Source organism: Lysobacter sp. TY2-98 (genome assembly GCF_003367355.1).
GTDB lineage: Bacteria > Pseudomonadota > Gammaproteobacteria > Xanthomonadales > Xanthomonadaceae > Cognatilysobacter.
The window spans coordinates 1,882,251-1,907,559 of sequence record NZ_CP031413.1 but is presented as its reverse complement, the minus strand read 5'-3'; the positions used below and the strand labels follow the sequence as shown (position 1 = coordinate 1,907,559).

Annotated in this window: 28 protein-coding genes and 1 pseudogene; 26 read left to right on the top strand and 3 right to left on the bottom strand. The window is 68.0% G+C overall.

Annotated features, from left to right (window positions below):
* From ftsB to DWG18_RS09155, 6 genes are all read left to right on the top strand, one after another.
* Window positions 1-345 (top strand): cell division protein FtsB, encoded by a 345-nt coding sequence (gene ftsB, locus DWG18_RS09180; protein ID WP_115646909.1) that lies wholly within the window; start codon window positions 1-3, stop codon window positions 343-345.
* Window positions 342-1,046, top strand: coding sequence for a 2-C-methyl-D-erythritol 4-phosphate cytidylyltransferase (gene ispD / locus DWG18_RS09175; RefSeq protein ID WP_115646908.1), 705 nt, complete (start codon window positions 342-344; stop codon window positions 1,044-1,046). Before ftsB ends, ispD begins: the two co-directional genes overlap by 4 nt.
* A complete protein-coding gene (locus DWG18_RS09170; protein ID WP_115646907.1) occupies window positions 1,043-1,489 on the top strand; it encodes a hypothetical protein in 447 nt (148 codons plus the stop codon). Before ispD ends, DWG18_RS09170 begins: the two co-directional genes overlap by 4 nt.
* Window positions 1,486-1,965 (top strand): 2-C-methyl-D-erythritol 2,4-cyclodiphosphate synthase, encoded by a 480-nt coding sequence (ispF, locus tag DWG18_RS09165; protein ID WP_115646906.1) that lies wholly within the window; start codon window positions 1,486-1,488, stop codon window positions 1,963-1,965. Before DWG18_RS09170 ends, ispF begins: the two co-directional genes overlap by 4 nt.
* Entirely contained in the window at window positions 1,965-3,005 is a 1,041-nt protein-coding gene (truD, locus tag DWG18_RS09160) for a tRNA pseudouridine(13) synthase TruD (protein ID WP_115646905.1), read from the top strand. Before ispF ends, truD begins: the two co-directional genes overlap by 1 nt.
* Window positions 3,006-3,184: 179 nt before the next feature.
* The gene (locus tag DWG18_RS09155; protein ID WP_162823781.1) at window positions 3,185-3,349 is read left to right on the top strand and encodes a hypothetical protein; all 165 of its coding nucleotides are present in this window, start codon (window positions 3,185-3,187) and stop codon (window positions 3,347-3,349) included.
* On the opposite strand, the gene DWG18_RS09150 is transcribed toward DWG18_RS09155, so the two are convergent.
* The gene (locus DWG18_RS09150; protein ID WP_115646903.1) at window positions 3,346-3,894 is read right to left on the bottom strand and encodes a Smr/MutS family protein; all 549 of its coding nucleotides are present in this window, start codon (window positions 3,892-3,894) and stop codon (window positions 3,346-3,348) included. The genes DWG18_RS09155 and DWG18_RS09150 overlap by 4 nt on opposite strands.
* A 134-nt stretch (window positions 3,895-4,028) precedes the next feature.
* Between DWG18_RS09150 and surE the strand changes: the two genes are divergently transcribed.
* The 4 genes from surE to DWG18_RS09130 are packed head-to-tail and all read left to right on the top strand — an operon-like array spanning window position 4,029 to window position 6,901.
* Window positions 4,029-4,814, top strand: a complete 786-nt coding sequence (gene surE / locus DWG18_RS09145) for a 5'/3'-nucleotidase SurE (protein ID WP_115646902.1) — start codon at window positions 4,029-4,031, stop codon at window positions 4,812-4,814.
* Window positions 4,814-5,485, top strand: a complete 672-nt coding sequence (locus DWG18_RS09140; RefSeq protein ID WP_240318500.1) for a protein-L-isoaspartate(D-aspartate) O-methyltransferase — start codon at window positions 4,814-4,816, stop codon at window positions 5,483-5,485. The genes surE and DWG18_RS09140 overlap by 1 nt, the downstream gene beginning before the upstream one ends.
* A gap of 13 nt (window positions 5,486-5,498) precedes the next feature.
* Complete coding sequence (locus tag DWG18_RS09135; protein WP_115646901.1) at window positions 5,499-6,113, top strand: DedA family protein; 615 nt, start codon at window positions 5,499-5,501, stop codon at window positions 6,111-6,113.
* A complete protein-coding gene (locus tag DWG18_RS09130) occupies window positions 6,110-6,901 on the top strand; it encodes a peptidoglycan DD-metalloendopeptidase family protein (RefSeq protein WP_115646900.1) in 792 nt (263 codons plus the stop codon). The genes DWG18_RS09135 and DWG18_RS09130 overlap by 4 nt, the downstream gene beginning before the upstream one ends.
* A gap of 207 nt (window positions 6,902-7,108) precedes the next feature.
* Here the strand turns inward: DWG18_RS09130 and DWG18_RS09125 are convergent, their stop codons facing one another.
* The gene (locus tag DWG18_RS09125) at window positions 7,109-7,483 is read right to left on the bottom strand and encodes an MTH938/NDUFAF3 family protein (RefSeq protein WP_115646899.1); all 375 of its coding nucleotides are present in this window, start codon (window positions 7,481-7,483) and stop codon (window positions 7,109-7,111) included.
* 47 nt (window positions 7,484-7,530) lie between these two features.
* Entirely contained in the window at window positions 7,531-7,839 is a 309-nt protein-coding gene (gene yhbY / locus DWG18_RS09120) for a ribosome assembly RNA-binding protein YhbY (RefSeq protein WP_240318499.1), read from the bottom strand.
* Between the two features lie 78 nt (window positions 7,840-7,917).
* On the opposite strand from yhbY, the gene rlmE reads away from it, so the two are divergent.
* The 16 genes and pseudogenes from rlmE to DWG18_RS09045 all read left to right on the top strand — a co-directional run bounded on the left by rlmE (window position 7,918) and on the right by DWG18_RS09045 (window position 25,306).
* A complete protein-coding gene (gene rlmE, locus DWG18_RS09115; RefSeq protein ID WP_115648120.1) occupies window positions 7,918-8,550 on the top strand; it encodes a 23S rRNA (uridine(2552)-2'-O)-methyltransferase RlmE in 633 nt (210 codons plus the stop codon).
* Between the two features lie 136 nt (window positions 8,551-8,686).
* Window positions 8,687-10,510 (top strand): annotated as a pseudogene (ftsH, locus tag DWG18_RS09110) (ATP-dependent zinc metalloprotease FtsH); the annotation flags it as partial.
* Between the two features lie 132 nt (window positions 10,511-10,642).
* Window positions 10,643-10,798, top strand: a complete 156-nt coding sequence (locus DWG18_RS15415) for a hypothetical protein (RefSeq protein WP_205289334.1) — start codon at window positions 10,643-10,645, stop codon at window positions 10,796-10,798.
* A complete protein-coding gene (gene folP / locus DWG18_RS09105; RefSeq protein ID WP_115646897.1) occupies window positions 10,798-11,697 on the top strand; it encodes a dihydropteroate synthase in 900 nt (299 codons plus the stop codon). Before DWG18_RS15415 ends, folP begins: the two co-directional genes overlap by 1 nt.
* A 301-nt stretch (window positions 11,698-11,998) precedes the next feature.
* Window positions 11,999-13,420 (top strand): amino acid permease, encoded by a 1,422-nt coding sequence (locus DWG18_RS09100; RefSeq protein ID WP_115646896.1) that lies wholly within the window; start codon window positions 11,999-12,001, stop codon window positions 13,418-13,420.
* 17 nt (window positions 13,421-13,437) lie between these two features.
* Entirely contained in the window at window positions 13,438-14,391 is a 954-nt protein-coding gene (gene miaA / locus DWG18_RS09095) for a tRNA (adenosine(37)-N6)-dimethylallyltransferase MiaA (protein ID WP_115646895.1), read from the top strand.
* A gap of 148 nt (window positions 14,392-14,539) precedes the next feature.
* Entirely contained in the window at window positions 14,540-14,815 is a 276-nt protein-coding gene (gene hfq, locus DWG18_RS09090) for an RNA chaperone Hfq (protein WP_115646894.1), read from the top strand.
* Between the two features lie 24 nt (window positions 14,816-14,839).
* On the top strand, window positions 14,840-16,144 hold the full coding sequence (hflX, locus tag DWG18_RS09085) for a ribosome rescue GTPase HflX (RefSeq protein WP_115646893.1): 1,305 nt from the start codon (window positions 14,840-14,842) through the stop codon (window positions 16,142-16,144).
* Between the two features lie 116 nt (window positions 16,145-16,260).
* Window positions 16,261-17,379, top strand: coding sequence for an FtsH protease activity modulator HflK (gene hflK, locus DWG18_RS09080; protein WP_115646892.1), 1,119 nt, complete (start codon window positions 16,261-16,263; stop codon window positions 17,377-17,379).
* Window positions 17,376-18,239 (top strand): protease modulator HflC, encoded by an 864-nt coding sequence (locus DWG18_RS09075; RefSeq protein ID WP_115646891.1) that lies wholly within the window; start codon window positions 17,376-17,378, stop codon window positions 18,237-18,239. Before hflK ends, DWG18_RS09075 begins: the two co-directional genes overlap by 4 nt.
* Window positions 18,239-18,427 (top strand): DUF2065 family protein, encoded by a 189-nt coding sequence (locus tag DWG18_RS09070; protein ID WP_115646890.1) that lies wholly within the window; start codon window positions 18,239-18,241, stop codon window positions 18,425-18,427. Before DWG18_RS09075 ends, DWG18_RS09070 begins: the two co-directional genes overlap by 1 nt.
* Before the next feature lie 220 nt (window positions 18,428-18,647).
* On the top strand, window positions 18,648-19,940 hold the full coding sequence (locus DWG18_RS09065) for an adenylosuccinate synthase (RefSeq protein ID WP_115646889.1): 1,293 nt from the start codon (window positions 18,648-18,650) through the stop codon (window positions 19,938-19,940).
* 458 nt (window positions 19,941-20,398) lie between these two features.
* Window positions 20,399-21,538: an AI-2E family transporter gene (locus DWG18_RS09060; protein WP_162823779.1), complete on the top strand. Its 1,140-nt coding sequence runs from the start codon at window positions 20,399-20,401 to the stop codon at window positions 21,536-21,538.
* A 72-nt stretch (window positions 21,539-21,610) separates the two neighbouring features.
* Window positions 21,611-23,134 carry an efflux transporter outer membrane subunit gene (locus DWG18_RS09055; protein WP_115646887.1) on the top strand — a complete coding sequence of 508 codons (1,524 nt, stop codon included), beginning with the start codon at window positions 21,611-21,613 and terminating at the stop codon, window positions 23,132-23,134.
* Window positions 23,131-24,258, top strand: a complete 1,128-nt coding sequence (locus tag DWG18_RS09050) for an HlyD family secretion protein (RefSeq protein WP_115646886.1) — start codon at window positions 23,131-23,133, stop codon at window positions 24,256-24,258. The genes DWG18_RS09055 and DWG18_RS09050 overlap by 4 nt, the downstream gene beginning before the upstream one ends.
* Window positions 24,259-24,268: 10 nt before the next feature.
* Window positions 24,269-25,306: a DUF2955 domain-containing protein gene (locus tag DWG18_RS09045; protein WP_205289333.1), complete on the top strand. Its 1,038-nt coding sequence runs from the start codon at window positions 24,269-24,271 to the stop codon at window positions 25,304-25,306.
* Window positions 25,307-25,309 lie beyond the last annotated feature (3 nt).

Sequence of the window (25,309 nt, the reverse complement as noted above, 5' to 3'; positions counted from 1 at the left end):
ATGGCGCGAGCGCGCTACGGCCTGCTGATCCTGATCGGCCTGCTGGCAGTCCTGCTGGTGGGCCTTCAGACGCGGCTGTGGCGCGGCGAGGGCGGCCGTGAGGCGGTCGATGCATTGCAGCGCCAGGTCGATGCCCAGGTGCACGAGAACGGCGGATTGCAGCAGCGCAATGCGGCGCTCGCGGCCGAAGTCGAGGACCTGAAATCCGGCGAGGCCGCGGTCGAGGATCGTGCGCGCAGCGAACTCGGAATGATCAAGCCGGGCGAAGTGTTCTACCGCGTCGTCGAGAACACGCGCCCGGTGCAGAAGCCCGCCGACACCGCTGCGGCGCCTCCGGCGCCATGACGCGCGTCTGGGCCGTCGTGCCCGCCGCCGGCACCGGCAGCCGCTTTGGCGGCGATGTGCCGAAGCAATATGTCGAGATCGCGGGTCGTCCGCTGATCGCGCACACGCTCGACGCGCTGCTCGCGCATCCACGCGTCGACGGCGCGATGGTCGCGCTGGGCCCGGATGACGCGCGCTGGCCAGGTTGGACGGGGCTGCGCGGCAAGCGGGTGCTCACATGCGTTGGCGGTGCCGATCGTGCGGCGTCCGTGCTTGCCGCGCTAGATGCGCTAGCGCTGATCGCTGGCGACGACACGCTGGTGCTCGTGCACGACGCAGCGCGACCGAACCTGCAGTTCGCTGATCTCGATCGTCTCGTAGCCGTCGCCTGCGACGAGTCGGACGGCGCGCTGCTAGCTTCGCCCGTACGCGACACCCTCAAGCGCGTCGATGCCAGCGGCCACAGCGAAGGCACCGTCCCGCGCGAGCAGCTCTGGCGCGCACTCACGCCGCAGGCAGCGCGCTTGAATGTGCTGCGCGATGCGCTACGTTCCGCGCGGGACGCCGGTGTCGCCGTAACCGACGAGGCCATGGCGCTCGAACGCGCCGGCCTGCGACCGCGCCTCGTGGAAGGCCGCGAAGACAACATCAAGCTGACCGCGCCGGGGGATCGGGCGCTGGTCGAGTTCCTGCTTCAACACGGACATCAGGGGAGTCCATGAAAATCACGACCGTCATCGCGGGTATCGCACTGCTGCTGGCCAGTTCCGTGGCATTCGCGAGCGATACGTCCGACGCGCTCTCGCAATGCCTCGGGCGTTCGGCTTCCACCGGTGACCGGCGTGTTCTGGTGCGCTGGATCTACAGCGTGATGTCTTCGCATCCGGACCTCGCGGACCTCTCCGCGATCGATCCGCAACGTCGCACCACGCTCGAAGCCGACGCCGCGCGCGTGATGGAGCGGCTGATCGCCGACGACTGCGCGGCCGAGGTCAAGACGGCGTTGGTGGCCGACGGCACCAATGGCTTCAGTTCCGCATTCGAGGCCTTGGGCAAGCTCGCGATGCAGGACTTCCTCACCCATCCAGACGTCGCGAAGGCTTCGGCTGCGGTGGGCGAGCGCATTGACCAGAAGCGCGTACTCAAGGCGTTGCTGAGCAAATGAGCCTGCGCATCGGCCAGGGCTTCGACGTTCACGCATTCGGCGACGGCGACCACGTGATGCTGGGCGGCGTGCGTATCCCGCACACGCGCGGCGTCCTCGCGCATTCCGACGGCGATGTCGTGTTGCACGCGCTCTGCGATGCGATCCTCGGTGCGCTTGCGCTGGGGGACATCGGCCGCCACTTCCCGCCGAGTGACGAGCGCTGGCGCGATGCCGACAGCCGCGCCTTCGTGCGCCATTGCGTTGCACTCGCGGCGGAGCGCGGTTTCCGCGTGGCGAATGTGGACGCCACCGTGCTCGCCGAGCGCCCCAAGGTCGGGCCGCACGCGCAGGCGATGCGCGAATGCATCGCCGCTGACCTGGGCATCGATATCGACGCGGTGAGCGTCAAGGCGACGACCACCGAGCGCCTCGGGTTCACCGGGCGTGAGGAAGGTATCGCGGCCATGGCGGTCTGCCTGCTCGAGTCGGTCTGATGTCCACCGCACTTCCGCAGGCGCATGGCGCGCCCGTACTGACGGCGACGTTCCGCACGCAGCAGGACGATTTCATCGTCGAAGAGATCCCGGGCTTCGAACCGACGGGCAGCGGCGAGCACCTGCTGCTCGAGATCGAGAAGCGCGGGCAGAACACCGCCTTCGTCGCACGTCGCATCGCCGAGTGGGCAGGCGTCAAGGAAGTCGCGATCGGTTACGCCGGGCTCAAGGATCGGCATGCGGTGACGCGACAGCGATTCACCGTGCATCTGCCGGGACGCGAATCGCCGGACGTCTCTGCTCTCGAGGACGCATCGCTGCGCGTGCTGTCGTCGACGCGGCATGCGCGCAAACTGCCGCGCGGTGCGCTGGCCGGCAATCGCTTCACGATCACGCTGCGCGATGTCGATGGCGACCGCACGGCGATCGAAGCGCGCCTGTCCCGCATCTCTAAACGCGGCGTGCCCAACTATTTCGGCGAGCAGCGATTCGGCCGCGCGGGCGACAACGTCGCGCAGGCACTGGCGATGTTCGCCGGACGGCGCGTGCGCCGCGAGGAGCGCAGCCTGCTGCTCTCCGCGGCGCGCTCCGAACTCTTCAACCGCGTACTGGCCGAGCGCGTGCGCACGGGATCGTGGGATGGCGCACTCGACGGCGAGGTCTGGATGCTCGATGGCCGTCGCAGCGTGTTCGGACCCGAATCGTTCGACGATGCACTCGCTGCGCGGCTGGCTGCGTTCGATATCCATCCGACCGGACCGCTGTGGGGACGCGGTGAGTTGCGCACGACCGGCGCATGCCGCGAGCTCGAACGCGCCTGCGTCGACGCCGACAACGGCCCGGCCCTGCAGCAGGGATTGGAGCGCGCGGGCCTCGAGCAGGAGCGTCGCGCACTGCGCCTGCGGCCCGATGCAATGGGCTGGCGCTGGCCGGCCGAATACACGCTGGAATTGCGTTTCAGCCTACCGCCGGGCGCCTACGCCACCTGCGTTCTGGATGCCCTGGGCGACGTCACGTCGGCAGCCGGTCGCTCCGTCTGACCGTTCGTCGAAGTCGGACCTTCTGCACGCGCGACCTGAACCTGCCGGGCGTATAAGCAAAGACGACGCTCGCCACGGGGGCGGGCGCCGCGTTGATGTCCGAAGGAGGGTTTATGTCCGCAATGCGTTCCGCATTTCTGGTCGTTCTCCTCGCCGGCAGTGCTGCCGGTTGCGCGAGCATGCACGACTCCGCTGCCTACGTTCCGGCGCCGTCCCACAGCGTCGCCACGGTGCAGCAGGATGACGAGTACATCGCCCGCGTCGAGCAACAGGCGCGTATCCGTGGCGCTGGCGTGACCTGGATCAATCCGCCGATCAAGCATCGGCACCCGACGCCGCGTTAACGCTTCGCGAGCACGACCACGACCGCGCCCGTCCCGCCCTGAGCGGGCGGGGCGGAATGGAAGCCCAGCACGTCCGCGCGCTGGCGGAGTACGCGGTCGACCATGTTCTTGAGCACCGGCGCGCCGCTGCTGTCGAGTTCGGCAGCTCCGCGCCCTTTGCCATGGATGATGCGCACGCAGCCGACGCCGTGCTTGCGCGCGTCCGCCAGAAACGCGCGTAGCAGCGACTGCGCCTGGCGCGCATCGAGTCCGTGCAGATCGATCTCTTCCTGCGCCGACAGTTCACCGCGCTTCAGACGCTGGAACGCAGCCGGCGGTAGGCGCTCGTCGCGATGACTGAGCACGTCGCCGGCGCCCAGCAGCTGTTCATCGAGTGCAAGCCGGAATTCCTGCGCGGCGGCGGCTTCGTCGCGTTCGGCCATGCGCGCGCGTGGGCGGGGCTTGGGCGCGGCGGGGGGCAACGGCTTGGCGTCGAGCGGACGCACCGGGCCGATCGCCTGCCGGAACAGCTCTGAGTCGTCGTCGCGTAGATCGTGCTCGCCCATGTCGCCAGCGTAGCGGGCCGGCGCGGGCTTCGCTGCGACGGCGTCTTCATGACGCGAATGGGCAACGGGTGCGTTCGGCTATCATGAGTCCCCGCCGTCGCCGGCGGTTCCTCCACCCGGCGCTCCGAGTTCGAATGCGAGTTCTGATCAGCAACGACGACGGCGTCGACGCGCCGGGCATCCGCGTCCTCGCGGACCACCTGCGCGCCGCCGGCCACACGGTCATCACCGTCGCGCCGGATCGCGACCGCTCGGGCGCGAGCAATTCGCTCACGCTCGACATGCCGGTCCGCGTGATCCAGCAGGACGCGAACACGTGGCGTGTATACGGCACGCCGACCGACTGCGTGCATGTCGCGCTCACCGGCATGCTCGACGAAGAGCCGGACATCGTCGTCTCCGGCATCAACAACACCGCGAATCTCGGCGACGACGTCATCTATTCGGGCACCGTCGCGGCGGCGATGGAAGGCCGTTTCCTGGGCCTGCCGGCGATCGCGGTGTCGCTCGCGACGGCGGACCACATCGGCCGTCATTACGAGACTGCGGCGCGCGCGGCCGTCGAACTGGTCGCGCGGCTGGCGGTCGATCCGCTGCCCGCCGACACCATCCTCAACGTCAACGTGCCCGACGTGCCGTGGGACGCGCTGGCCGGTTTCGAAGTCGGTCGGCTCGGCAACCGACATCGCGCCGAAGCCTGCGTCTCGCAGGTCGATCCACGCGGCCGCCAGTGGTACTGGATCGGTGCGGCGGGTGCGGAGCAGGACGCGGGCCCCGGTACCGACTTCCATGCCGTGCGCCGCGGTTGCGTGTCGATCACGCCGATCCATGTCGACCTGACGCGCTTCCAGGCGCTGGAGCAGGTCGCGGGCTGGGTCGATGGGCTGGCCGATACGCTGCGCCGGAAGGCGGACGCCTGATGCGCATGCACCTGAAGCCCGAGGCGACCGGCAGCGGCCTGACCTCGCAGCGCGTGCGCGATCGACTGGTCGAGCGGCTGCGCGCCAATGGCATCGTCGACGAGCGCGTGCTCAACGCGATCCGCACCGTGCCGCGCCACATGTTCGTCGACGAAGTGCTGGCGTCGCGCGCGTACGAAGACACGGCGCTGCCGATCGGGCACGGGCAGACGATCTCGCAGCCGTGGGTGGTCGCGCGCATGACCGAAGCGCTGCTCGAAAACGACCCGAAGAAGGTGCTGGAGATCGGTACCGGGTCGGGTTACCAGGGCGCGGTGCTCGCCGCGCTCGGACTCGAGGTACACACCGTCGAACGCATCGGCGAACTGCTGCGCACCGCGCGCAAGCGTTTTCGCCAGCTCGGGTTGACGATTCGCACCAAGCACGACGACGGCCGCATCGGCTGGCCCGAGAACGCACCGTTCGATGCCATCCTCGTCACCGCCGGGGCGCCCGCGCTGGTCGATGCTTTGAAGGCGCAGCTCGCACCGGGCGGTACGTTGATCGCGCCGGTCGGGCCCGCGAACGCGCAGGCGCTGGTACGCATCCGCCAGCGCGAGGACGGAAGCTTCGACGAGCAGGTGCTGGCGCCGGTGGTATTCGTGCCGCTGCTGTCGGGCATCGTGGACTGATACGGAGAACCGCTTGAAGCTTTTCGCCCCGTTGTACGACCGCGCCATCGGATGGGCCCGCCACAAGCACGCCGTGCGCTATCTCGCGGTGCTGAGCTTCTTCGAAGCGATCATCTTTCCGGTGATGCCGGAGGTGATGCTGGCACCCATGTGCGTGGGCCAGCCGCGTCGCGCATTCCGGTTCGCGGCGTTGAGCCTGGCGTTCTCGTTGCTCGGGTCACTGGTCGGCTACGCGCTCGGGCATTACGCGTTCGAAGCGGTCAAGCCGCTGTTTGCCGCGATGGGCATGCTGCCGGCGATCGAATCGGGCATCCGCACCGTGCAGGCGGAGATGGCGAAGTCGCCGTGGGCGGTCTTCACGTTCCTGGTGCTCGGCGGCTTCATGCCGATTCCGATGAAGGTGTTTACGTGGGCGTCGGGCATCGTCGGCGTGCCGATGCTGCAATACATTCTGGCGATGGCGGTGGGACGCGGAAAGCGTGTGTTCCTGCTCGCCTTTCTGATCCGCGCCGGCGGCGAACGTGCGGAAGCCGCGCTGCGTCGCTACATCGAACCGGTCGGCTGGATCGCGACCGGCCTCGTGGTGATCGGGATCGGCGTGCTGGCGTGGAGGGCGCACGGGGGATGACGAAGCACCGCATCGTTCCGCTGCTCACGGTCGGCGCGCTCGCGCTGACCGTGGGTTGTTCGAGCACCGTCGTGCGCGAGCCGTCGGCACATACCGCCGGGGCAGTGCGCGTGTCGACGCCGAAGCCGGGCGCGACCACCGTCGTTCAACGCGGCGACACGCTGTATTCGATCGCCACGCGTAACGGCATCAGCGTGCTCGATCTCGCGTCGTGGAACGCGTTGCCACCGCCGTACACGATCTATCCGGGTCAGCGTCTGCGCCTGTATCCGGGCGCTGCCCGCGTGACATCGGTGCCGACTGCGCCCCCGCGCAACGGCACGACGTCGACGCCGCGTCCATCGACCGGGACGACGACGTCACCGACCGTTCCGCGTCCTGCACCGCCGCCGGTAGTCATCGCGCCGCCGGCGAGCGGCTTCGCGTGGCGCTGGCCGGCCGAAGGCGGGCTGGTGTCGCGCTACGTGCCGGGTGAGCCGACGAAGCAGGGCATCGACATCGGCGGTACCGAAGGCACGCCGGTACGTGCGGCCGCGGACGGTACCGTGGTGTATTCCGGCGCGGGCCTGGTCGGGTACGGCGAGCTGGTGATCATCAAGCACAACGATCAATGGCTCACTGCGTACGGCCACAACCGCAAGCGTCTGGTGAACGAAGGCCAGATCGTGAAGTCGGGCGAAGCGATCGCGGAGATGGGCCACAGCGGCGCGCCGCGCGACATGCTGCACTTCGAGATCCGTTACGCGGGCAAGCCGGTCGATCCGCTGTTGTATCTGCCGGCGCGCTGATCGGCCGCAGCGGGCAGACGCTTGGCGGCGCGCGCCGCCCGCTCGATCCGCGAGGGCGGTTGCTCGGCATCCATGCGTCGACGACGCGATGCCATGTCGCTCAGGCGGCACGCCTGCCTCGATCCGCGACGGATCTCTGCTGCCGCTTCCACTGCGCGACAGCTTTTCGCCGCAGCGAGAATGCGAACAAGCGCCGCTTCGCCGCGATCACCCGCCGAGAATGAATCCTGCGACGACGCGACGTCCTTCGCCGGCCAGCACCGCATACGTACGCGCCGCGGCGCCATTGCTCATCACTTCGAAACCCACGCCCGCTTGCAGGCAGGCCGCTTGGGTGACGGCGGGCGCGAAGGCCTGACGGTCGCCGCTGCCGATCACGATGACATCGGGCTTGAGCGCAAGCAGCGGTTCGAGCAGTTCAGGCGTCAGCAGGCCGACCGCGGCGACCGGCCAATCCTCGACCAGTGCTTCCGGTGAGACGACGAAGCTCGTGGTCAGCCGACGGTCGTTCACCTGCGCCGAGCGGCCGTCGGCGCCGCGCAGTACGTAGTTGTGATCCGGGTTCTCGAGCGTGAGCTGCATGTCGGCGCCTCGCCGGGGAGTGTCGACCCGTCGCCGTCGGGGCGGCGTCAGGCGCGGGGCAGGACGATCTGCCGCTTCTCGCGGCTCTGGCGGTAGAGCACGGCGGTGTGGCCGATGCGCTGTACCAGCGCGGCGTCGGTGCCCTTGACCAGTTCGTCGACCAGCGCGTCGCGTGCCTCGCGATCTTCGGCGGCCACCTTGACCTTGATCAGCTCGTGGTCCTCGAGGGCCTGGCCGACTTCCGCCACCACCGCCGGCGTCACGCCCTTGCCGCCCACCTGCAGCATCGCCTTCAGGCCATGGGCCTGGCCGCGGAGAAAACGGATCTGGGCGTTGGTGAGGCGGGGCGAAGTCAAGCGGACGTTCCGGGAGCGTGGGGAGGCGCAGGGTATCATGCGGCCTTGCGCCGCCTTTTCCGGCGCGTGCACACGCCGATGCCGACGCGCAGCAAGTCCAGCCATCGCTGGCTCAAGGAACATTTCTCCGATCCGTACGTGAAGAAGGCCAAGGCCGAAGGCCTTCGCTCGCGTGCGGCGTACAAACTCGAAGAACTCGTCGAGCGTGACCGGCTGCTCAAGCCCGGCATGGTCGTCGTGGACCTCGGCGCCGCGCCGGGCGGGTGGTCCCAGTGGGTCCGCCAGAACCTGGGCGACAGCGGTCGGGTCATCGCGCTCGACATCCTCGCCATGCCGCCGCTGGCGGGCGTCGAGTTCCTGCTCGGCGACTTCCGCGAGGACGAAGTTCTCAAACAGCTCGAAGCCAGCCTCGGCGGTCAGCCCGTGGACCTTGTGCTGTCCGACATGGCCCCCAACATGAGCGGTATGGATGCGGTCGATTTGCCGCGGGCCATGCACCTGGCGGAGCTGGCCATGGACTTCGCCGACCACCACCTGCGGGTTGGGGGCAATTTCCTGATCAAGCTGTTCCAGGGCGTGGGGTTCGATGAGTACGTGAAGGAGCTTCGGCGGCGATACGACAAGGTCGTCATCCGTAAGCCGGCAGCTTCACGTAAACGGTCGCCCGAGGTGTATGCGCTCGCGCAGAGTCGGCGTGCGCAGATGAAGTAAGGTGCAAGCGTCGCCAGGACGCGGCGATGCGGCGACCGCACAAGCGGCTGCGCCGCGGCGGGCCGGATGTTTCCGGCACGCGGCTTGAAGGGGCGTACAGGCTGTACGTGCTTCAATGACATCACAAGGTATGAAGATGAACGACTTGGCCAAGAATCTCTTGCTGTGGGTGGTGGTCGCCGTCGTGCTGATGGTGGTCTTCCAGGCCTTCGGCCCGCGCAGCGGACAGACGGAAACGCTGGCCTACGACCAGTTCATCCAGCAGGTGCAGGCGGATCGCGTCAAAGACGTCGTCATCAGCGAAGACAAGACGACGATCACCGGCGAGCGCACCGACAACACCAAGTTCGTGACGTATGCGCCCGAAGATGCCGGGATGATGTACGACCTCATGCATCACAAGGTGTCGATCACGCAGCGCCCGCCGCCGGGCTTCTCGTTCGTCGGCCTGTTGCTGAACTTCCTGCCGATTCTTCTGATCGTGGCCGCGTGGATTTTCATCATGCGCCAGATGCAGCAGGGCGGCAGCAAGGGTGCGATGAGCTTCGGCAAGTCGCGCGCGAAGATGCAGGGCGAGGACCAGGTCAAGGTCACGCTCGCCGACGTCGCGGGTTGCGACGAGGCGAAGCAGGAAGTGGGCGAACTCGTCGAGTTCCTGCGCGATCCGTCGCGCTTCCAGAAGCTCGGCGGCAAGATTCCGCGCGGCGTGCTGATGGTCGGCCCGCCGGGTACCGGCAAGACGCTCCTTGCGCGCGCCATCGCAGGCGAAGCGAAGGTGCCGTTCTTCTCGATCTCCGGTTCGGACTTCGTCGAGATGTTTGTGGGCGTCGGCGCGAGCCGCGTCCGCGACATGTTCGACCAGGCCAAGAAGCACGCGCCCTGCATCATCTTCATCGACGAGATCGACGCGGTCGGTCGTCATCGCGGCGCCGGTCTCGGCGGCGGCCATGACGAGCGCGAGCAGACCCTGAACCAGCTGCTGGTCGAGATGGACGGCTTCGAGGGCGGCGAGGGCGTGATCGTCATCGCGGCGACCAACCGTCCGGACGTGCTCGATCCCGCGCTGCTGCGCCCGGGCCGTTTCGATCGGCAGGTCACCGTCGGCCTGCCGGACGTGCGCGGTCGCGAGCAGATCCTCAAGGTGCACATGAAGAAGCTGCCGCTGGGCGAGGACGTCGACGCGATGGTCGTCGCGCGCGGCACGCCGGGCTTCTCGGGTGCGGACCTCGCGAACCTCTGCAACGAGGCCGCGCTGTTCGCGGCACGCGACAACGCCAAGCAGGTGCACATGGAGCACTTCGACAAGGCGCGCGACAAGATCCTGATGGGCGCCGAGCGTCGTTCGATGGCGATGAGCCTCGAAGAGAAGACCAACACGGCGTACCACGAAGCCGGCCACGCCATCGTCGGCCGCCTCGTGCCCGAGCACGATCCGGTCTACAAGGTGACGATCATTCCGCGCGGCCGTGCCTTGGGCGTAACGATGTACCTGCCGGAGGGCGACCGTTACAGCTACAACCGCACGATCATCGAGTCGCAGCTGTGCTCGCTCTATGGCGGCCGCATCGCCGAAGAGCTGATCTTCGGGCCGGGCAAGGTCACCACCGGTGCGTCGAACGACATCGAGCGTGCGACCAAGATGGCGCGCAACATGGTCACCAAGTGGGGTCTGTCCGAGCTCGGTCCGATCACCTTCGGTGAGGAAGAGGACGAAGTGTTCCTGGGCCGCTCAGTCACACAGCACAAGAACGTCTCGGACGAGACCGCACGCAAGATCGACGAGGTCGTGCGCGACATCCTCGACCGTGCCTACGCGCGCTCGACTAAGATCCTCACCGACAACATCGACAAGCTGCACGCGATGGCGAAGGCGCTGCTGGAGTACGAGACCATCGATGCCACGCAGATCGACGCCATCATGGAGGGTCGCGATCCGCCGCCGCCGACCGGCTGGGGCCGCGGGGGTCCGGCAGCGGAGGAGCCGAAGCGTCTGACGCTGGGCGGACCGCAGCCGACCGGTACCTGATCCCGCGTTGCCAGTGACACCCGAAAAGGCCAGAGTTCGCTCTGGCCTTTTTCTTTTGGAGTGGGCATGCGCAGGAACGGGGGCGGTGCGTTTCTCGCGATCGGTATCGGTGCCGGTGTCGCGATCGGCGTGGCGCTGCACAACGTTGCGGTCGGCGTAGCGATCGGAGTCGCCTTCGGCGTGATCCTGATGGCCTTCGCGGCGCGGCGGGAACGTCGCTGATGTTCGACATCGCGCTCCGCCTCGACTGCAACGGCCGCGAGCTCGTGCTCGATCGTGCGCGCGTGATGGGCGTCGTCAACGTGACGCCGGATTCGTTTTCCGATGGTGGCGACCATTTCGACGTCGAGGCCGCGGTCGCACACGGGCGTCGGCTTGTCGACGAAGGCGCCGACCTGCTCGACATCGGCGGTGAATCCACCCGACCCGGTGCAGACGAAGTCGACGCCGACGAGGAGATCCGCCGCGTCGTGCCGGTGATCGAGCGACTCGTGCGGGAGACTGCGGTGGCGGTGAGCATCGACACCTCCAAGCCGCAGGTAATGCGTGCCGCGGTCGCGGCGGGCGCCGGCATGGTCAACGACGTCTACGGCCTGCGGCGCGAGGGCGCGCTCGACACTGCGGCGTCACTCGGTGTCCCAGTCGTCCTGATGCACATGCTCGGCGAGCCGCGTTCGATGCAGGATGATCCGCAGTACGACGACGTCGTCGCCGATGTGCACCGCTTCCTCGCCGAGCGCATTTTCGCCGCGGAAATGGCGGGTATCGCGAAGAAGAACATCGTGGTCGACCCCGGCTTCGGCTTCGGCAAGACGCGCGATCACAACCTGCAGGTGCTCGCTCGACTCGATCGCTTCACTGATCTCGGCGTTCCGCTGCTTGCGGGGCTGTCGCGCAAGCGCACGATCGGCGACATCACCGGGCGTGAGGAGCCGGCGGAACGCGCGATCGGTTCCGTCGCCGCACACCTGATCGCGGTGCAGCGTGGTGCGCGCATCGTGCGCGTGCACGACGTGGCCGCGACAGTGGATGCACTGAAGGTGTGGGCGGCGGTCGATGCGCAACCGCGCCCGAAAGCGCGCGATGCCGCGCCGACGATCCGCTGGCCTGACGACGACTGAGCGTCGCATCGAACTCGACGACAGACGAACACGAGCGTGCATGTCGTGCGCGTCGCGGTCGCGCGTCGCACACGCGCTACGACAACGCAGGCAGGCTCGTCAATCGTCGGGTTATCGACAGCGCTTGTGGATAACCGGTGGGGAATCGATGTGGATAACGATCACGATGCCCGTCGGGCCGGGCATTCGCGACGTTCTGGCCAACTTTTGGCCAGCGATCCCGGCGGTCGAAACGGGTGCGTCGCACGCACCGGCGACATGAGCGACACTGCGCGCTCCCCGCCCTCCGGATGACCGACGCATGCAGACCTGGCTCCGTCGCAAGGACATCGACCGCATCACCGAGCACGAGGAGAGCCGGCGCCTGGTGCGAACGCTGAGCTGGCCGCATCTGGTCGCGCTCGGCATCGGCGCGATCGTCGGCACGGGCATCTACACGCTGGTCGGTGTCGCCGCGAACCTCGCAGGGCCTGCAGTGCTTCTGTCGTTTCTGGTCGCGGGCGTCGTGTGCGCGTGCGCTGCGCTCGCGTATGCCGAGATGGCGACGATGATGCCCGCCGCGGGCAGCGCCTATACGTACAGCTACGCCGTGCTCGGCGAAGGCATCGCGTGGGTCGTCGGCTGGAGCCTGATCCTCGAGTATTCGCTCGTCGTCAGTGCGGTGGCGGTGGGCTGGTCGGGCTCGGTGGTGGAATTTCTGCGTGGCCTCGGCGTCGCGCTGCCGCAGGCATTTGTCGCGGGCCCGCATGCGGGCGGCTTGGTGAACCTGCCCGCCGTGGTGATCGTGTTCGTCGTCGCCGGACTGCTGATGCTCGGTACGCGCGAGAGCGCGACCCTCAACGCGATCCTCGTGACGGTGAAGGTGGTGGCACTCGGCGTGTTCGTCGCGATCGCCATGCCGCATTTCGATTCCGCCAACCTGCATCCGTTCATGCCGTACGGCTTCGTCAAATCGACGGGTGCTGACGGCGTCGAGCATGGGGTCATGGCTGCGGCCGCGATCATCTTCTTCGCGTTCTACGGCTTCGACGCGATTTCGACCGCGGCGGAAGAAGCGAAGAACCCGGGGCGCGATCTGTCGATCGGCATCGTCGGTTCGATGGTCGGCTGTACGCTGATCTATCTGCTCGTCGCGGTCGCCGCCGTGGGTGCGATGCATTTCACCGTGTTCGCGCAGAGCCCGGCGCCGCTCGCGCTGATCATGCGCGAATTGGGACAGGGCGCGGCGGCGAAGATCGTCGCGGGTGCGGCGGTGGTCGCGCTGCCGACCGTGCTGCTCGCCTTCTTCTATGGCCAGAGCCGCATCTTCTTCGTCATGTCGCGCGACGGCCTGTTACCACACGGACTGTCGAAGGTGAATCCGCGCAGCGGCACGCCGACGGCGGTGACGCTGTTCACTGCAGTCATCGTCGCCGCGCTTGCCGGCGTGGCGAGCCTCGACGAGATCGCCTCGCTGGCGAATGCGGGCACGCTCGCTGCGTTCACGGCTGTCGCGGTGTGCATGCTCGTGCTGCGACGTCGCGACCCGAATCGTCCGCGCACGTTCCGCACGCCGGCGGCATGGGTCGTCGGCCCGGCCGCGATCGGCGGCTGCATCTATCTGTTCCTCAGCCTCAAGCACCAGACGCAGCTGTGGTTCCTGCTGTGGAACGCGATCGGCATCGTGGTCTATCTGGTCTTCGGCCGACGCGGCAGCTTGCTGGCGCGCGGCCAGCACGCCTGAGGCACCCATCGCCGCCGATGGCCGACCGTCGCCCGCTCGCCATCGCGTTGATGGGCCCGACTGCGTCGGGCAAGACGGCGCTCGCGGTGGAGTGGGCGCAGCGATTCAACGGCGAAGTGGTGAGCGTCGATTCGGCGCTCGTCTATCGCGGACTCGACATCGGCGCGGCGAAGCCGACGGCGCACGAACGCGCGGGTGTGCCGCACCACCTGCTCGACGTGCGCGACCCGTGGCAACCGTATTCCGCCGCGGAGTTCGCGACGGATGCACTCGCCGCGGTCGAAGCCATCGTCGCGCGTGGTCGCCTGCCCATCCTCGCGGGCGGCACCGGGCTGTATTTCCACGCGTTGCTGCGCGGCCTTGCGCCGATGCCCGAAGCCGATGCGGACACGCGCACGGCGATCGAGGCAGAAGCGGGCGAGCGCAGTTGGGCGGCGCTGCACGCCGAACTCGCGTCGATCGATCCCGAAGCGGCGTCACGCATCCATGCGACCGACGCGCAACGCATCCAGCGTGCGCTCGAGGTGTGGCGTCTGAGTGGACGCACGATCTCCGACTGGCGACGCGAGCGCCCCGTGCATCGCTTTCCGTGCCGCGTGCTGAAGCTGGTGGTCGCGCCGCCGTCGCGTGAGGTGTTGCACGAACGGATCGCGCGGCGTTTCGACGCGATGCTCGAGGCGGGTTTCCTCGACGAGGTGAGACGCCTGCGGGCGTTGCCGCAACTCGCTGCGCATCCCAAGCCCCTCGACCTCCCCGCGATCCGCGCGGTCGGCTATCGCCAGGCCTGGGAGCACCTCGACGGCCTGTTCGACGCCGCCACGCTGCGCGATCGCGGCGTCTTCGCCACCCGCCAGCTGGCGAAGCGACAGCTCACCTGGCTGCGCGGGGAGCTCGATGCGCTGTGGGGCGACCCGCTCGAAGGCCGCGCCCGCCTCGACCGACTCGTGACGGATTTCGTCGAACCGCATTGAAATCGCTTTCATCGACGCGGCCCCGACGGGAAGTCAGGCACATTGCGTTAACATCGAGCCGTCGCTGCCGTGGGGACAACCGCGGCGACACGGTCCGGTCTGCCGGAACCGCCCATAACAACAAGATCAAGAAGGTGGGGAACACGCAATGTCGAAGGGGCAATCTCTCCAGGACCCGTTCCTGAATGCGCTGCGTCGCGAACGCGTGCCGGTGTCGGTGTACCTCGTCAACGGCATCAAGCTGCAGGGGACCATCGAGTCCTTCGACCAGTTCGTGGTGCTGCTGCGCAATACCGTGAGCCAGATGGTCTACAAGCACGCGATCTCGACGGTCGTGCCGGCGCGCAACGTGCGTGTGGGGCCGGGCGGTGGCTACGTGCAGCCCAGCGACGGCGATGCCTCGTCGGAGCCCGTATCGGAATGACGCAAGCGTGGTTGGAGGTGCGGAGTGTTTGAACGCTCACGCAAGGGCGAGAACGCGCTGCTGATCCAGCCGCATGCCGGCCCGCTCGACGAGTCGGTGCTGGAGGAGTTCCAGGAACTGGCGCGGTCCGCCGGGGCGACCATCGCCACCGTCGTGACCGCGCGCATCGACCGCCCGAATGCGGCGACGCTGATCGGTTCGGGCAAGCTCGAGGAAGTGCAGGCCGCCGCCGAGGCGAGCGGCGCTGACCTCATCATCGTCAATCACCCGCTGTCCCCGGGCCAGGAACGCAACCTCGAGCGCACGCTCAAGCGTCGCGTGGTCGATCGCACCGGACTGATCCTCGACATCTTCGCGCAGCGTGCGCGCAGCCACGAAGGCAAGTTGCAGGTCGAGCTGGCGCAGCTCCGGCACATGGCGACGCGCCTCGTGCGCGGTTGGACCCACCTCGAACGCCAGCGCGGCGGTTCGATCGGCCTGCGCGGTCCCGGTGAAACGCAGCTGGAAACCGACCGTCGCCTGCTGCAGAAGCGGCTCGAACAGCTGTCCAAGCGCCTCGACAAGGTCGAGGTGCAGCGCGCGCAGATGCGTCGTGCGCGCCTGAAGGGCGAGCTGCCGCGCGTGGCGCTGGTGGGTTACACGAACGCCGGCAAGTCGACGCTGTTCAATGCGATGACCGGCGCTGAGGCGTACGCCGCGGACCAGTTGTTCGCGACGCTCGATCCCACCGTGCGCCGCATCGATCTCGCCGGTGGCGGCGTGGTGTTGGCCGATACCGTCGGCTTCGTGCGCGACCTGCCGCACGATCTCGTTGCCGCGTTCCGCTCCACGTTGTCGGAAGCGCGCGAGGCCGATCTGCTCATCCACGTGATCGATGCTGCCGATCCGCTGCGCACCGATCGCATCGCGCAGGTCGATGCGGTGCTCAAGGAAATCGGCGCGAGCGAGATCCCGCAGCTGCTGGTCTTCAACAAGATCGATCGACTCGAAGACACGGCGCCGCGGTTCGATCGGTTCGTCGAGGAGCGCCCCCGCGTCTGGCTGTCGGCGCGCGACGGGACGGGGCTCGACCTGCTGCGTGACGCGCTCGGCCAGATGCTCGGCCTCGAGCGCGTGACCGGACGCATCCACCTGCCGACCACCGCCGCGCGGCTGCGCGGCCGGCTCTACGAACTGGGTGCGATTCGCGCCGAGCGCGCCGAGGACGACGGGTGGTGGCTCGACGTCGATCTCCCCCAGACCGACGCCCGCCGGATTGCGGCGGGGGCGGGCGGGCATCTGCTCACGTCCTTGCTGCCACCGCCCGATGACGACCTGCCCCTTGGTTGAGGCGGCCGGACCCCCCACCTAGAATCCCGACACTTCCCCCGCGCCGGCGTTTCTGCCGTCCGCAATGGCGCGAAATCCGCGCCGCGGCCGCCGACGGTGCCCCCTCAGGAGTCCGCATGGCCTGGAACACGCCCGGCAGTGAGAACGGCGACCGCGAACCGCGACCCCGCGGCCGGGGCCGTGGCTTCGCGCCGAACGACCTGCTCGATCGCCTGAAGGACATGTCCGACGGCAACGGCCCGTGGCGCTGGCTGGCGCTCGTGCTGGGTCTGTGGCTGGTCTGGTCGACGTTCGAGCTGGTGTCCGAGCAGCAGCGCGGCGTCGTCCTGCGCTTCGGCCAGTTCGCACGGATCATGGCGCCCGGCCCGCACCTGAAGGCGCCGTGGCCGATCGAGCGCGTGATCAAGGTCAACGCGACCGAGATCAAGACCTATACGCAGACGGTGCCGGTGCTGACGTCCGACGAGAACATCGTGAACGTCGACCTCAACGTGCAGTACCGCGTCGCCGATCCGCAGCTCTACCTGTTCGGCACGCGCGACGCCGACGAAGTGCTGAAGGAAGCGTCGTTGTCGACGGTGCGCGAGATGGTCGGCCGTTCCAACCTCGACACCGTGCTCGGCTCGCGCAACGCGCTGGCGGTGGCGGCGCGCACGCGTCTGGAGAAGTCGCTGCAGGCGTATCGCACCGGCCTGACGGTGACGGAGCTCAATCTGCCGAACGCGCGTCCGCCGGAAGAAGTGAAACCGGCCTTCGACGACGTCAACAGTGCGCAGCAGGACAAGGATCGCGTGATCAGCGAAGCGCGCGCGTATGCGGCCAAGGTGATCCCGGAAGCGCGCGGCGAGGCGGCGCGCGTTCGCGCCATCGCGGAAGGCGAGAAGGAGTCGGCGATCGCACGGGCGACGGGCGATGCGCAGCGCTTCTCGCTGCTCGTCGAGCAGTACAAGGCCGCGCCGGAGGTCACGCGCAAGCGCCTCTGGCTCGAGACTGTGCAGCAGGTGCTGTCGGAGAACCGCACGATCGTCGGCGGTGATTCGCGTCAGCTGATCTACGTGCCGATGAACGACGCCACGACCGCGACGCAGCCCGTCACGCCGCCGCTGCTTGCCGCGCCGCAGAACGCGCCGGCGATCGTCCCGGACGTGCTCGCGCCGGTAACCGCGACGGGTGACAGCGGGGGGCGTGGGCCGCGCGCGCCTCGGGCACCGCGCAGTGCAGGAGACGAACGATGAGATATCCCGCCTGGATCGCGCTGGTCGTCGCGACGCTGCTCGCGCTGATGGGGTCGATATTCGTCGTGCCCGAGGGTCACAGCGCGATCGTGCTGAACCTCGGTCGCCTCGATCGCACCGACCTCGGCCCCGGCCTGCATTTCAAGTTCCCGCTGGTCGAAACCCAGCTGACGTTCGATCGCCGCCTGGACGTGCTGCCGGCCGAGCCGGAGCGCTACCTCACCTCCGAGCGCAAGGACATCAGCGTCGACTTCTTCGCGGTGGGCCGCATCGAAAACCTGCGTTCGTTCTATCGCGCGACGGGCGGTGAGGAATCGGTCGCGATCGAGCGTCTCGCGCCGATCATCAAGGACGCACTGCGCAACGAGATCAACGCGCGCACGTTGTCGGAAGTGGTGTCGGGCGATCGCAGCAAGATCGTCGCGGCGCAGCTCGCCACCATCAACCAGGGCGCGTCGACGCTGGGCGTGCGCATCCTCGACCTCCGCATCAAGCAGATCGACCTGCCGACCGACAGCAAGGTCATCGGCGACGTGTACAGCCGCATGCGCGCGCAGCGCCAGCAGGTGGCAAGCCAGCTGCGCGCGGAAGGTGCGGAGCAGGCGCAGCACATCAAGGCGGACGCCGACCGCGATCGCGCGGTGATCGTCGCCGAGGCGGAGCGGGACGCGCAGCAGCTGCGCGGCCAGGGTGACGCCGCGGCCGCGCGCCTGTATGCCGACGCTGCGCAAAAGGACGCCGGCTTCTATGCGTTCCAGCGCAGCCTGGAGGCGTATCGCAATGCGTTCGGTTCGGGCCAGACCGTGATCGTCGTCGACAAGAACGATCCGTTCCTGCAGTACCTCAAGTCGGATCGTTGATGGCGCGGGAGTTGCTGTCGGCGCTCTGCCTCGTGGCGGTGCTGGAAGGGCTGTTCCTGTTCCTCACGCCTGACGGCTGGAAACGCACTGCCGAGCGGCTGTATTCGCTCACGACACCGCAGCTGCGCACGTTCGGCGCGGTCATCGTGCTGGTCGGTCTGGTGTCGCTATGGGCGGTGCGGGCCTGAACGAAGCGACCGGCGGGGTGGCCCCGCCGCACCGAAACCCGGATAATGCACAAAAGCCGGACGGGGACACCCTCCGGCTTTTTCCGTGTCTGCGTTCCGCTACGGCGGGGCGGTCGATGGAGGCGCTTGCTGCGCCGCTGCACGCGCTGCCGTGCGCCCTCGATGTCGCGTGTCGTCGCGACGGACGCTCCTACGCATGCAGCCGGTTCGGAGAGTGGTGATGGGTCAGTCAGTGGTGGTGCTCGGCGCGCAGTGGGGCGACGAGGGCAAGGGCAAGATCGTCGACCTGCTGACGCAGGACATCGGCGCGGTCGTGCGCTTCCAGGGCGGCCACAATGCCGGCCACACGCTGGTCATCGCCGGCAAGAAGACGGTGCTGCACCTGATTCCGTCGGGCATCCTGCGCGACGATGCGCTGTGCCTGATCGGTAACGGCGTCGTGCTCCATCCGGGCGCGCTGCAGAAGGAAATCGCGGAACTCGAAGGCAACGGCGTCGAAGTGCGTTCGCGCCTGAAGATCTCGCCGGCGACGCCGCTGATCATGCCGTACCACATCGCGCTGGATCAGGCGCGCGAGAAAGCCGCGGGCGGCAAGGCGATCGGCACGACGGGGCGCGGCATCGGCCCGGCGTATGAAGACAAGGTCGCGCGTCGCGGCATCCGCGTGGCGGACCTGCACTATCCGCAGGAACTCGCCGAGAAGCTGCGCGCGGCACTCGACTATCACAACTTCGTGCTGACGAAGTACCTCGGCGTCGAAGGCGTCGACTTCCAGCAGACGCTCGACGAGGCGCTCGCGTTCGGCGAATACGTCGAGCCGATGAAGGCTGACGTCGCGGGCATCCTTCACGAGCTGCGCAAGCAGGGCAAGAAGGTGCTGTTCGAAGGTGCGCAGGGCTCGCTGCTCGACATCGACCACGGCACGTATCCGTACGTCACCTCGTCGAACACGACGGTGGGCGGCGCGCTTGCCGGCACCGGCGTGGGTGCGGACGCGATCGACTACGTGCTCGGCATCGCCAAGGCGTATGCGACGCGCGTCGGCGGTGGCCCGTTCCCGACCGAACTCGACGACGAAGTCGGGCAGGGCATCCGCGATCGCGGCCAGGAATATGGTGCGACGACCGGTCGCCCGCGTCGCTGCGGCTGGATGGACATCGTCGCGCTCAAGCGCGCGGTGGCGATCAACGGCATCAGCGGCCTGTGCATCACCAAGCTCGACATCCTCGACGGCATGGAGAAGCTGAAGATCTGCATCGCGTACGAGTACCGCGGCAAGCGCACGGAGTACGCGCCGCTCGACGCCGCGGGTTGGGACGAGTGCACGCCGGTCTACCTCGAGTTCCCGGGTTGGAACGAGAGCACCGCAGGCATCACCGAATGGGACAAGCTGCCGGCCGCCGCGCGTGCTTACCTGCGCTCGCTCGAAGAACTTGCCGGTTGCCCGATCGCCATCGTGTCGACCGGCCCCGATCGCGACGCGAACATCGTGCTGCAGGATCCGTTCGCCTGATCTCGCGCGCAGCGTGTTCCCGAAAGAGCCCCGCAATGCGGGGCTTTTTCTTTTGTGACGACGCGTTCGACCGATGCGCGGGCCGCATGCTGACGAGCGGCAACCGCAGCCGACTTTCCGGACGCCCCGTGGCGGCGCACGGCGCCACGTGAACCCATGGACCGCCGCGCTGCCCCAAGGTGCAATTTCTTAGCCGCCCGCCATCACGCATGGTGACGACGGCGCGAGTCCGAACGCCTCCCGGATGGCCTCCTACGGAAGGCGAGATCGGGATCCGGGATGCGGCCCGTCGGCCGAAGCCCGGCGCAGGCAGGTCGCCGGGCAACGCCCGCAACCGATCAGCGGCGCACGGAGCCTCGCGAGCTCCAAGCAGCGAGCAGGGGCATGCCCGGACGCGATCGCATCGTGTTCCGGCCGATCCACTGATGGGCGTCGCCAACGCCCGGAGGTCGCCGCAGATGGACACCGACGAATCGACGCTGCGCAGGATCGTTCGCGAGGATCTGCTGGAAACGCTGGTCAGCCTCGGGCTGATCCTCGTTCTCGTGTACCTGTGCGGGCGTGTGTTCATGCCGTTCGCGAGCCTGCTGACGCTGGGAATGATCCTCGCGATCGCGCTGTTTCCGATGTTCGACTGGCTGGCGCAGCGCGTCTTCCGTGGCAAGCGCGGCTTGATCGCCACGTTGCTGGTGCTGGTGACGCTGGTGCTGGTCGGCGTTCCGCTGCTGATGCTCGCCGGTGCGGTCGCGACTCAGCTGGGCGGCTTCCACGACGCGCTCGAGGCCGGCACGCTGGGCCTGGAACCCCCGAACCCGAAGGTCGCCGAGTGGCCGATCGTCGGTGAGCGGATCTATGCGGGGTGGAGCGCGGCGGCCAACGATCTTCCGGCGTTCCTTGCGAAGAACAAGCAGCTCGTACTCAAGGCGGCCGGCAAGGCAGTCTCGATCGCCGCCGGCGGTGCCGGCGCGGCGCTGCTGTTCCTGGCGGCGATCGCCGTGGCAGGCGTGATGATGTGCTTCGCGGAAACCCTGAGGCGCGGATCGGAACGCATCCTCATCCGCCTGACCGATCCGCTGCACGGGCCGCGTCTGCTCACGCTCATCGTCGCGACCGTGCGCTCCGTCGCCACGGGGGTCGTCGGCGTCGCCTTCATCCAGGCGCTGCTGCTCGGCGTCGGCTTCATCCTCGCCGGCATTCCGGGCGCGGGCGTGCTCGCGCTTCTGGTGATGTTCCTCGGCATCCTGCAGCTGCCGGCGCTGCTGATCTCGCTGCCCGTCGTCGGCTACCTGTGGTGGATGGGCGAGGGTTCGACCGTCATCAAGGTGGTCTTCACGGTCTATTTCATCGTGGCCGGCATGGCGGACAACGTGCTGAAGCCGCTGCTGCTCGGCCGCGGCGTCGAGGCACCGATGCTGATCATCCTGATCGGTGCGCTCGGCGGCATGGCCACCGCCGGCATCACGGGACTATTCCTCGGCGCGGTGCTGCTGGCGGTGTTCTACCGGATCTTCCAGGACTGGGTGGACAGCGGCGAGACCCGACCTGCCGCGGGGCCGCCGCCTGCATCCGCGATCTCCACCGACACCACCACTGCCTGACACGCGCGCGCGTCCGCCATGGACAGGTGCATAACAAGGCGCTTCGTCCACGCGTCCGCCCTCGCGGCGGCGATGCTGCTGGCGTCGTGCGCGACGCTCGGCCCCGATTACAAGGAGCCCGACGTCGCCTGGCTCAAGGACTGGCAGTCCGATCTGTACGGCCTGTCGGGAAGTCCGGACCAGCAGACGCAGGTCGACCTGCGCTTCTGGTGGAAGGCGTTCAACGATCCGGTGCTCGATGGACTGATCGAAACGGCGCGCCGCGAGAGTCCGTCGCTGCGCATCGCCGGGCTGCGCATCCTCGAAAGTCGCGCGGTGCTCGGCATCGCGGGTGCCACGCTCTATCCGCAGGTGCAGCAGCTCAGCGGCAGCGCTTCGTACGTCGAGCAGAGTCGCACCGACGGCAAGGTCTCTGATCGCGATCAGCATTTCGCAAGTTACGGCTTCGGTTTCGACCTCGGCTGGGAACTCGACTTCTGGCGCAGGTTTCGTCGCAGCATCGAATCCGCCGAGGCCGGGTTCTTCGCGTCGATCACCAATCAGCAGGACGCGCAGGTACTGCTGAGCGCACAGGTCGCGAGCCTCTACTACGCCTACCGGACGACGCGACTGCGCATCGACATCGCGCACAAGAACGCCGACATCCAGAAGCGCAGCCTGGAAATCACCGAGAGGCTGTTCAAAAGCGGCGAGGAATCCGAACTCGACCTGCAGCAGGCGAAGTCGCAATACCTCGGCACGTTGGCGTTGATCCCGGATCTCGAAGCCGACGCCACGAAACTCCGCAACGCGATGGCGGTGGTGCTCGGGCGCATGCCGGGCGACGTGCCGGAACTGACGTCGCGGGACCAGCCGCTGCCGACGATCGCGTCGACGGCGATTACCAGCGAATTGCCTGCGAACCTGCTGATGCGCCGTCCCGACGTACGCACCGCGGCGTGGCAGGTGGCGGCGCAGTCGGCGCAGATCGGTGTCGCCAAGGCCGACTACTTTCCGGCGATAACGCTGCTCGGAAGTCTGCGCTGGTCGACGACGTCGCAGGAGGGCAGCCCGGTGGTCCACAGCATCGGCGCCGGCCCGGCGTTCAACTGGCCGATCTTCGACTACGGCCGCATCCGCAACAACGTGCGCCTGCAGGATGCACGCCTGCAGCAGGCGATCGAGCACTTCCAGAACAGCACGCTGGTGGCCGCGCAGGAGATCGACGACGCCGCGATCACCGTGATCAAGACCGGCGAGGAACAGGTGCCGCTCAGCGCGGCGGCGCGCGCAGCGGAGCGCTCGCTGCAGCTGGCCAACACGCAATACAACGAAGGCTACGCCGGCTTCGAGCGCGTACTCGACGCGCAACGCGTGATGTTCTCGCAGAGCGAACGCGAACTGCTCAACCAGAGCGCGCACGTCAGCGCCGTGATCACGCTGTACAAGGCGATCGGCGGCGGCTGGACGGAGATGCCGATGGGCGAGATGGTGGGCGCGCCGGCGCGTGCGCAGATGCAGTCACGCACGAACTGGGGCGATCTGCTCACCGCGCCGCTGCCCTCGGCGGCCGCATCCACGTCACCGGAAGACAACAAGACCGGGGAACACAGATGAGCGACGACGCGTCTGCCGCCGACAAGGCCGGTGCGCCGGACGCCGCGGGCAAGTCCGCGAGGAAGGGCGGGCGCATCGTGGCGGGCGTGATCGTCGCCAGCCTGGTCCTGTACCTGCTCGCCGATCGCTACACGCCGTACACCTCGCAGGCGCGCGTCGAGGGTTTCGTCGTCGGCGTCGCGCCGAAGGTCGCCGGCATGGTGACGAAGGTGCAGGTCGGCAACAACCAGTCCGTGAAGGCCGGACAGAGCCTCATCCAGATCGACGATTCGCAGTACCGCATCGCGCTGGCGAAGGCGGAGTCCGACGTCGCCAATGCACGCAAGCAGGTCGGGGCGGGCGGCGCGGCGGTTGATGCGGCGCGTGCGAATCTCAAGGCGGCGCGGGCCGCGGAGCTGGCGGCGCGACAGGACGCGACGCGACTCGTCCATCTCCGCCAAGAAGATCCTGGAACGGTGTCGGTGCGACGGCAGGAAATCGCCGAAGCCAACCTCAAAGCGGCGCAGGCGCAGGTGGTCGCTGCGGAGGCGGGCATCCGCCAGGCCATCGGCGCGATGGGCGGTGAGGACGTCGAACACAACACCGTGCTCGCCACCGCGCTGACCGCCGTCGACAAGGCGAAGCTCGACATGTCCAACACCGTCGTGCGCGCACCGGCGGACGGCGTAATCACCGACCTGCGCACCGATGTCGGCCTGTACGCGCCCACGGGTTCCTCGGTGCTCACGCTGGTCGCGGTGCGCGACGTGTGGATCAACGCCGAGTACACCGAGAACAACCTCGGCCACATGCGGGTCGGCACGCCGGTCGACATCGTGTTCGACGCACTGCCGGGTCGCGTGTTCAAGGGCACCGTGCGCAGCATCGGCCTTGGCGTGAGTGCAGGCAGCAACCAGCCGGAAGGCTCGCTGCCGTCGATCGAGAACAACCGCGACTGGCTACGGCAGTCGCAGCGCTTCCCCGTGATCATCGGTTTCGATCCCGCGCAGGACAGCGACCTGCCGCCGCAGTTGCGCGTCGGCGGCCAAGCCGCGGTACTCGCGTACGGCGAGGGCAGCGGCGTGCTGCGCCTGCTCGGCAAGCTCTACATCCGCATTGCCAGCCTGCTGACGTACGCGTACTGAGCTTGCCCGCATGCACGCGACCCCGCTGATGCCGCTGCCCGCACGACGCACGTTCCGACTCGGCGCCGTCGCGGCCGTCGCGCTGGCGCTGGCCTACGGCTTCGCCCTGCCGCTGCCGTTCTTCGCGCCGCTGCTCGCGCTGATCATGACGGCGACGCCGAGCCCGCCCATGCGGACGAAGCAGCTGCTCGGATTGCTCGTCGTCGTGACAATCACGCTCGGCGTCGGCCTCGTGATGGCGCCGATGCTGCGCTACTACCCGCTGACCGGCGTGATGCTGGTTGCCGTCGGTGTGTTCGTCAGCACGTATCTCGGCGTGGGAAAGGGCAAGGCTGCGGTGTCGACCCTGCTGACGATCGGCCTGACCATGATTCCCGCGGCCGGGCTCATGGCCCACACGGTCGCGGTGTCGGTCGTGCAGGCGCTGCTGATCGGCCTCGGCGTCGCGATCGTTGCGCAGTGGCTCGTGTATCCGTGGTTCCCGGAGGATCCGATCGGCGCGCGCGCCGCGAAGCCAACGCCGGACGACTCGCGCGAGTCGCTCTGGCTCGCGCTGCGCACGATGGTGATTGTCATGCCGCCGGTGCTGCTCGCCTTCGTCAATCCCTCCGCGTACATGGCGATCATCATGAAGGCGGCGCTGCTCGGGCAGCAGGGCGGTCGCGTCAGCGCGGTGATGGCAGGCCAGCAGCTGATCGGCTCGACGCTGCTCGCGGGCGTCTACGCGTTCGCGTTCTGGTTCGGGCTGACGCTGTGGCCGTCGCTGTGGATGTTCGTGTTGTGGATGCTGCTGTTCGGGATGCACTTCGGTCGTCGCATGTATGGGGTGGCGCGCAGCCGCCAGCCGCCGTCGTTCTGGCTCAACGTCGGCACGACGATGCTGATTCTCATCGGCCCCGCGGTCGAGGACAGCTCGGGTGGCGACGTCTACACGGCCTTCGTGCAGCGCTTCGTGCTGTTCGTCCTGGTCACGCTGTACGCGTGGGGCGCAATCCTGGTGCTGGAATGGCTGCGTGCGCGTCGCGTGCAGCGCACCAGCGCCGCATAGCGG

Bases quoted from the DNA above. Each gene is read 5' to 3' on its own strand.
- ftsB (WP_115646909.1), top strand. From the start codon at position 1: ATGGCGCGAGCGCGCTACGGCCTGCTGATCCTGATCGGCCTGCTGGCA.
- ispD (WP_115646908.1), top strand. From the start codon at position 342: ATGACGCGCGTCTGGGCCGTCGTGCCCGCCGCCGGCACCGGCAGCCGC.
- DWG18_RS09170 (WP_115646907.1), top strand. From the start codon at position 1,043: ATGAAAATCACGACCGTCATCGCGGGTATCGCACTGCTGCTGGCCAGT.
- ispF (WP_115646906.1), top strand. From the start codon at position 1,486: ATGAGCCTGCGCATCGGCCAGGGCTTCGACGTTCACGCATTCGGCGAC.
- truD (WP_115646905.1), top strand. From the start codon at position 1,965: ATGTCCACCGCACTTCCGCAGGCGCATGGCGCGCCCGTACTGACGGCG.
- DWG18_RS09155 (WP_162823781.1), top strand. From the start codon at position 3,185: ATGCACGACTCCGCTGCCTACGTTCCGGCGCCGTCCCACAGCGTCGCC.
- DWG18_RS09150 (WP_115646903.1), bottom strand. From the start codon at position 3,894: ATGGGCGAGCACGATCTACGCGACGACGACTCAGAGCTGTTCCGGCAG.
- surE (WP_115646902.1), top strand. From the start codon at position 4,029: ATGCGAGTTCTGATCAGCAACGACGACGGCGTCGACGCGCCGGGCATC.
- DWG18_RS09140 (WP_240318500.1), top strand. From the start codon at position 4,814: ATGCGCATGCACCTGAAGCCCGAGGCGACCGGCAGCGGCCTGACCTCG.
- DWG18_RS09130 (WP_115646900.1), top strand. From the start codon at position 6,110: ATGACGAAGCACCGCATCGTTCCGCTGCTCACGGTCGGCGCGCTCGCG.
- DWG18_RS09125 (WP_115646899.1), bottom strand. From the start codon at position 7,483: ATGCAGCTCACGCTCGAGAACCCGGATCACAACTACGTACTGCGCGGC.
- rlmE (WP_115648120.1), top strand. From the start codon at position 7,918: ATGCCGACGCGCAGCAAGTCCAGCCATCGCTGGCTCAAGGAACATTTC.
- DWG18_RS15415 (WP_205289334.1), top strand. From the start codon at position 10,643: ATGCGCAGGAACGGGGGCGGTGCGTTTCTCGCGATCGGTATCGGTGCC.
- folP (WP_115646897.1), top strand. From the start codon at position 10,798: ATGTTCGACATCGCGCTCCGCCTCGACTGCAACGGCCGCGAGCTCGTG.
- DWG18_RS09100 (WP_115646896.1), top strand. From the start codon at position 11,999: ATGCAGACCTGGCTCCGTCGCAAGGACATCGACCGCATCACCGAGCAC.
- miaA (WP_115646895.1), top strand. From the start codon at position 13,438: ATGGCCGACCGTCGCCCGCTCGCCATCGCGTTGATGGGCCCGACTGCG.
- hfq (WP_115646894.1), top strand. From the start codon at position 14,540: ATGTCGAAGGGGCAATCTCTCCAGGACCCGTTCCTGAATGCGCTGCGT.
- hflK (WP_115646892.1), top strand. From the start codon at position 16,261: ATGGCCTGGAACACGCCCGGCAGTGAGAACGGCGACCGCGAACCGCGA.
- DWG18_RS09075 (WP_115646891.1), top strand. From the start codon at position 17,376: ATGAGATATCCCGCCTGGATCGCGCTGGTCGTCGCGACGCTGCTCGCG.
- DWG18_RS09070 (WP_115646890.1), top strand. From the start codon at position 18,239: ATGGCGCGGGAGTTGCTGTCGGCGCTCTGCCTCGTGGCGGTGCTGGAA.
- DWG18_RS09065 (WP_115646889.1), top strand. From the start codon at position 18,648: ATGGGTCAGTCAGTGGTGGTGCTCGGCGCGCAGTGGGGCGACGAGGGC.
- DWG18_RS09060 (WP_162823779.1), top strand. From the start codon at position 20,399: ATGGACACCGACGAATCGACGCTGCGCAGGATCGTTCGCGAGGATCTG.
- DWG18_RS09055 (WP_115646887.1), top strand. From the start codon at position 21,611: ATGCTGCTGGCGTCGTGCGCGACGCTCGGCCCCGATTACAAGGAGCCC.
- DWG18_RS09050 (WP_115646886.1), top strand. From the start codon at position 23,131: ATGAGCGACGACGCGTCTGCCGCCGACAAGGCCGGTGCGCCGGACGCC.
- DWG18_RS09045 (WP_205289333.1), top strand. From the start codon at position 24,269: ATGCACGCGACCCCGCTGATGCCGCTGCCCGCACGACGCACGTTCCGA.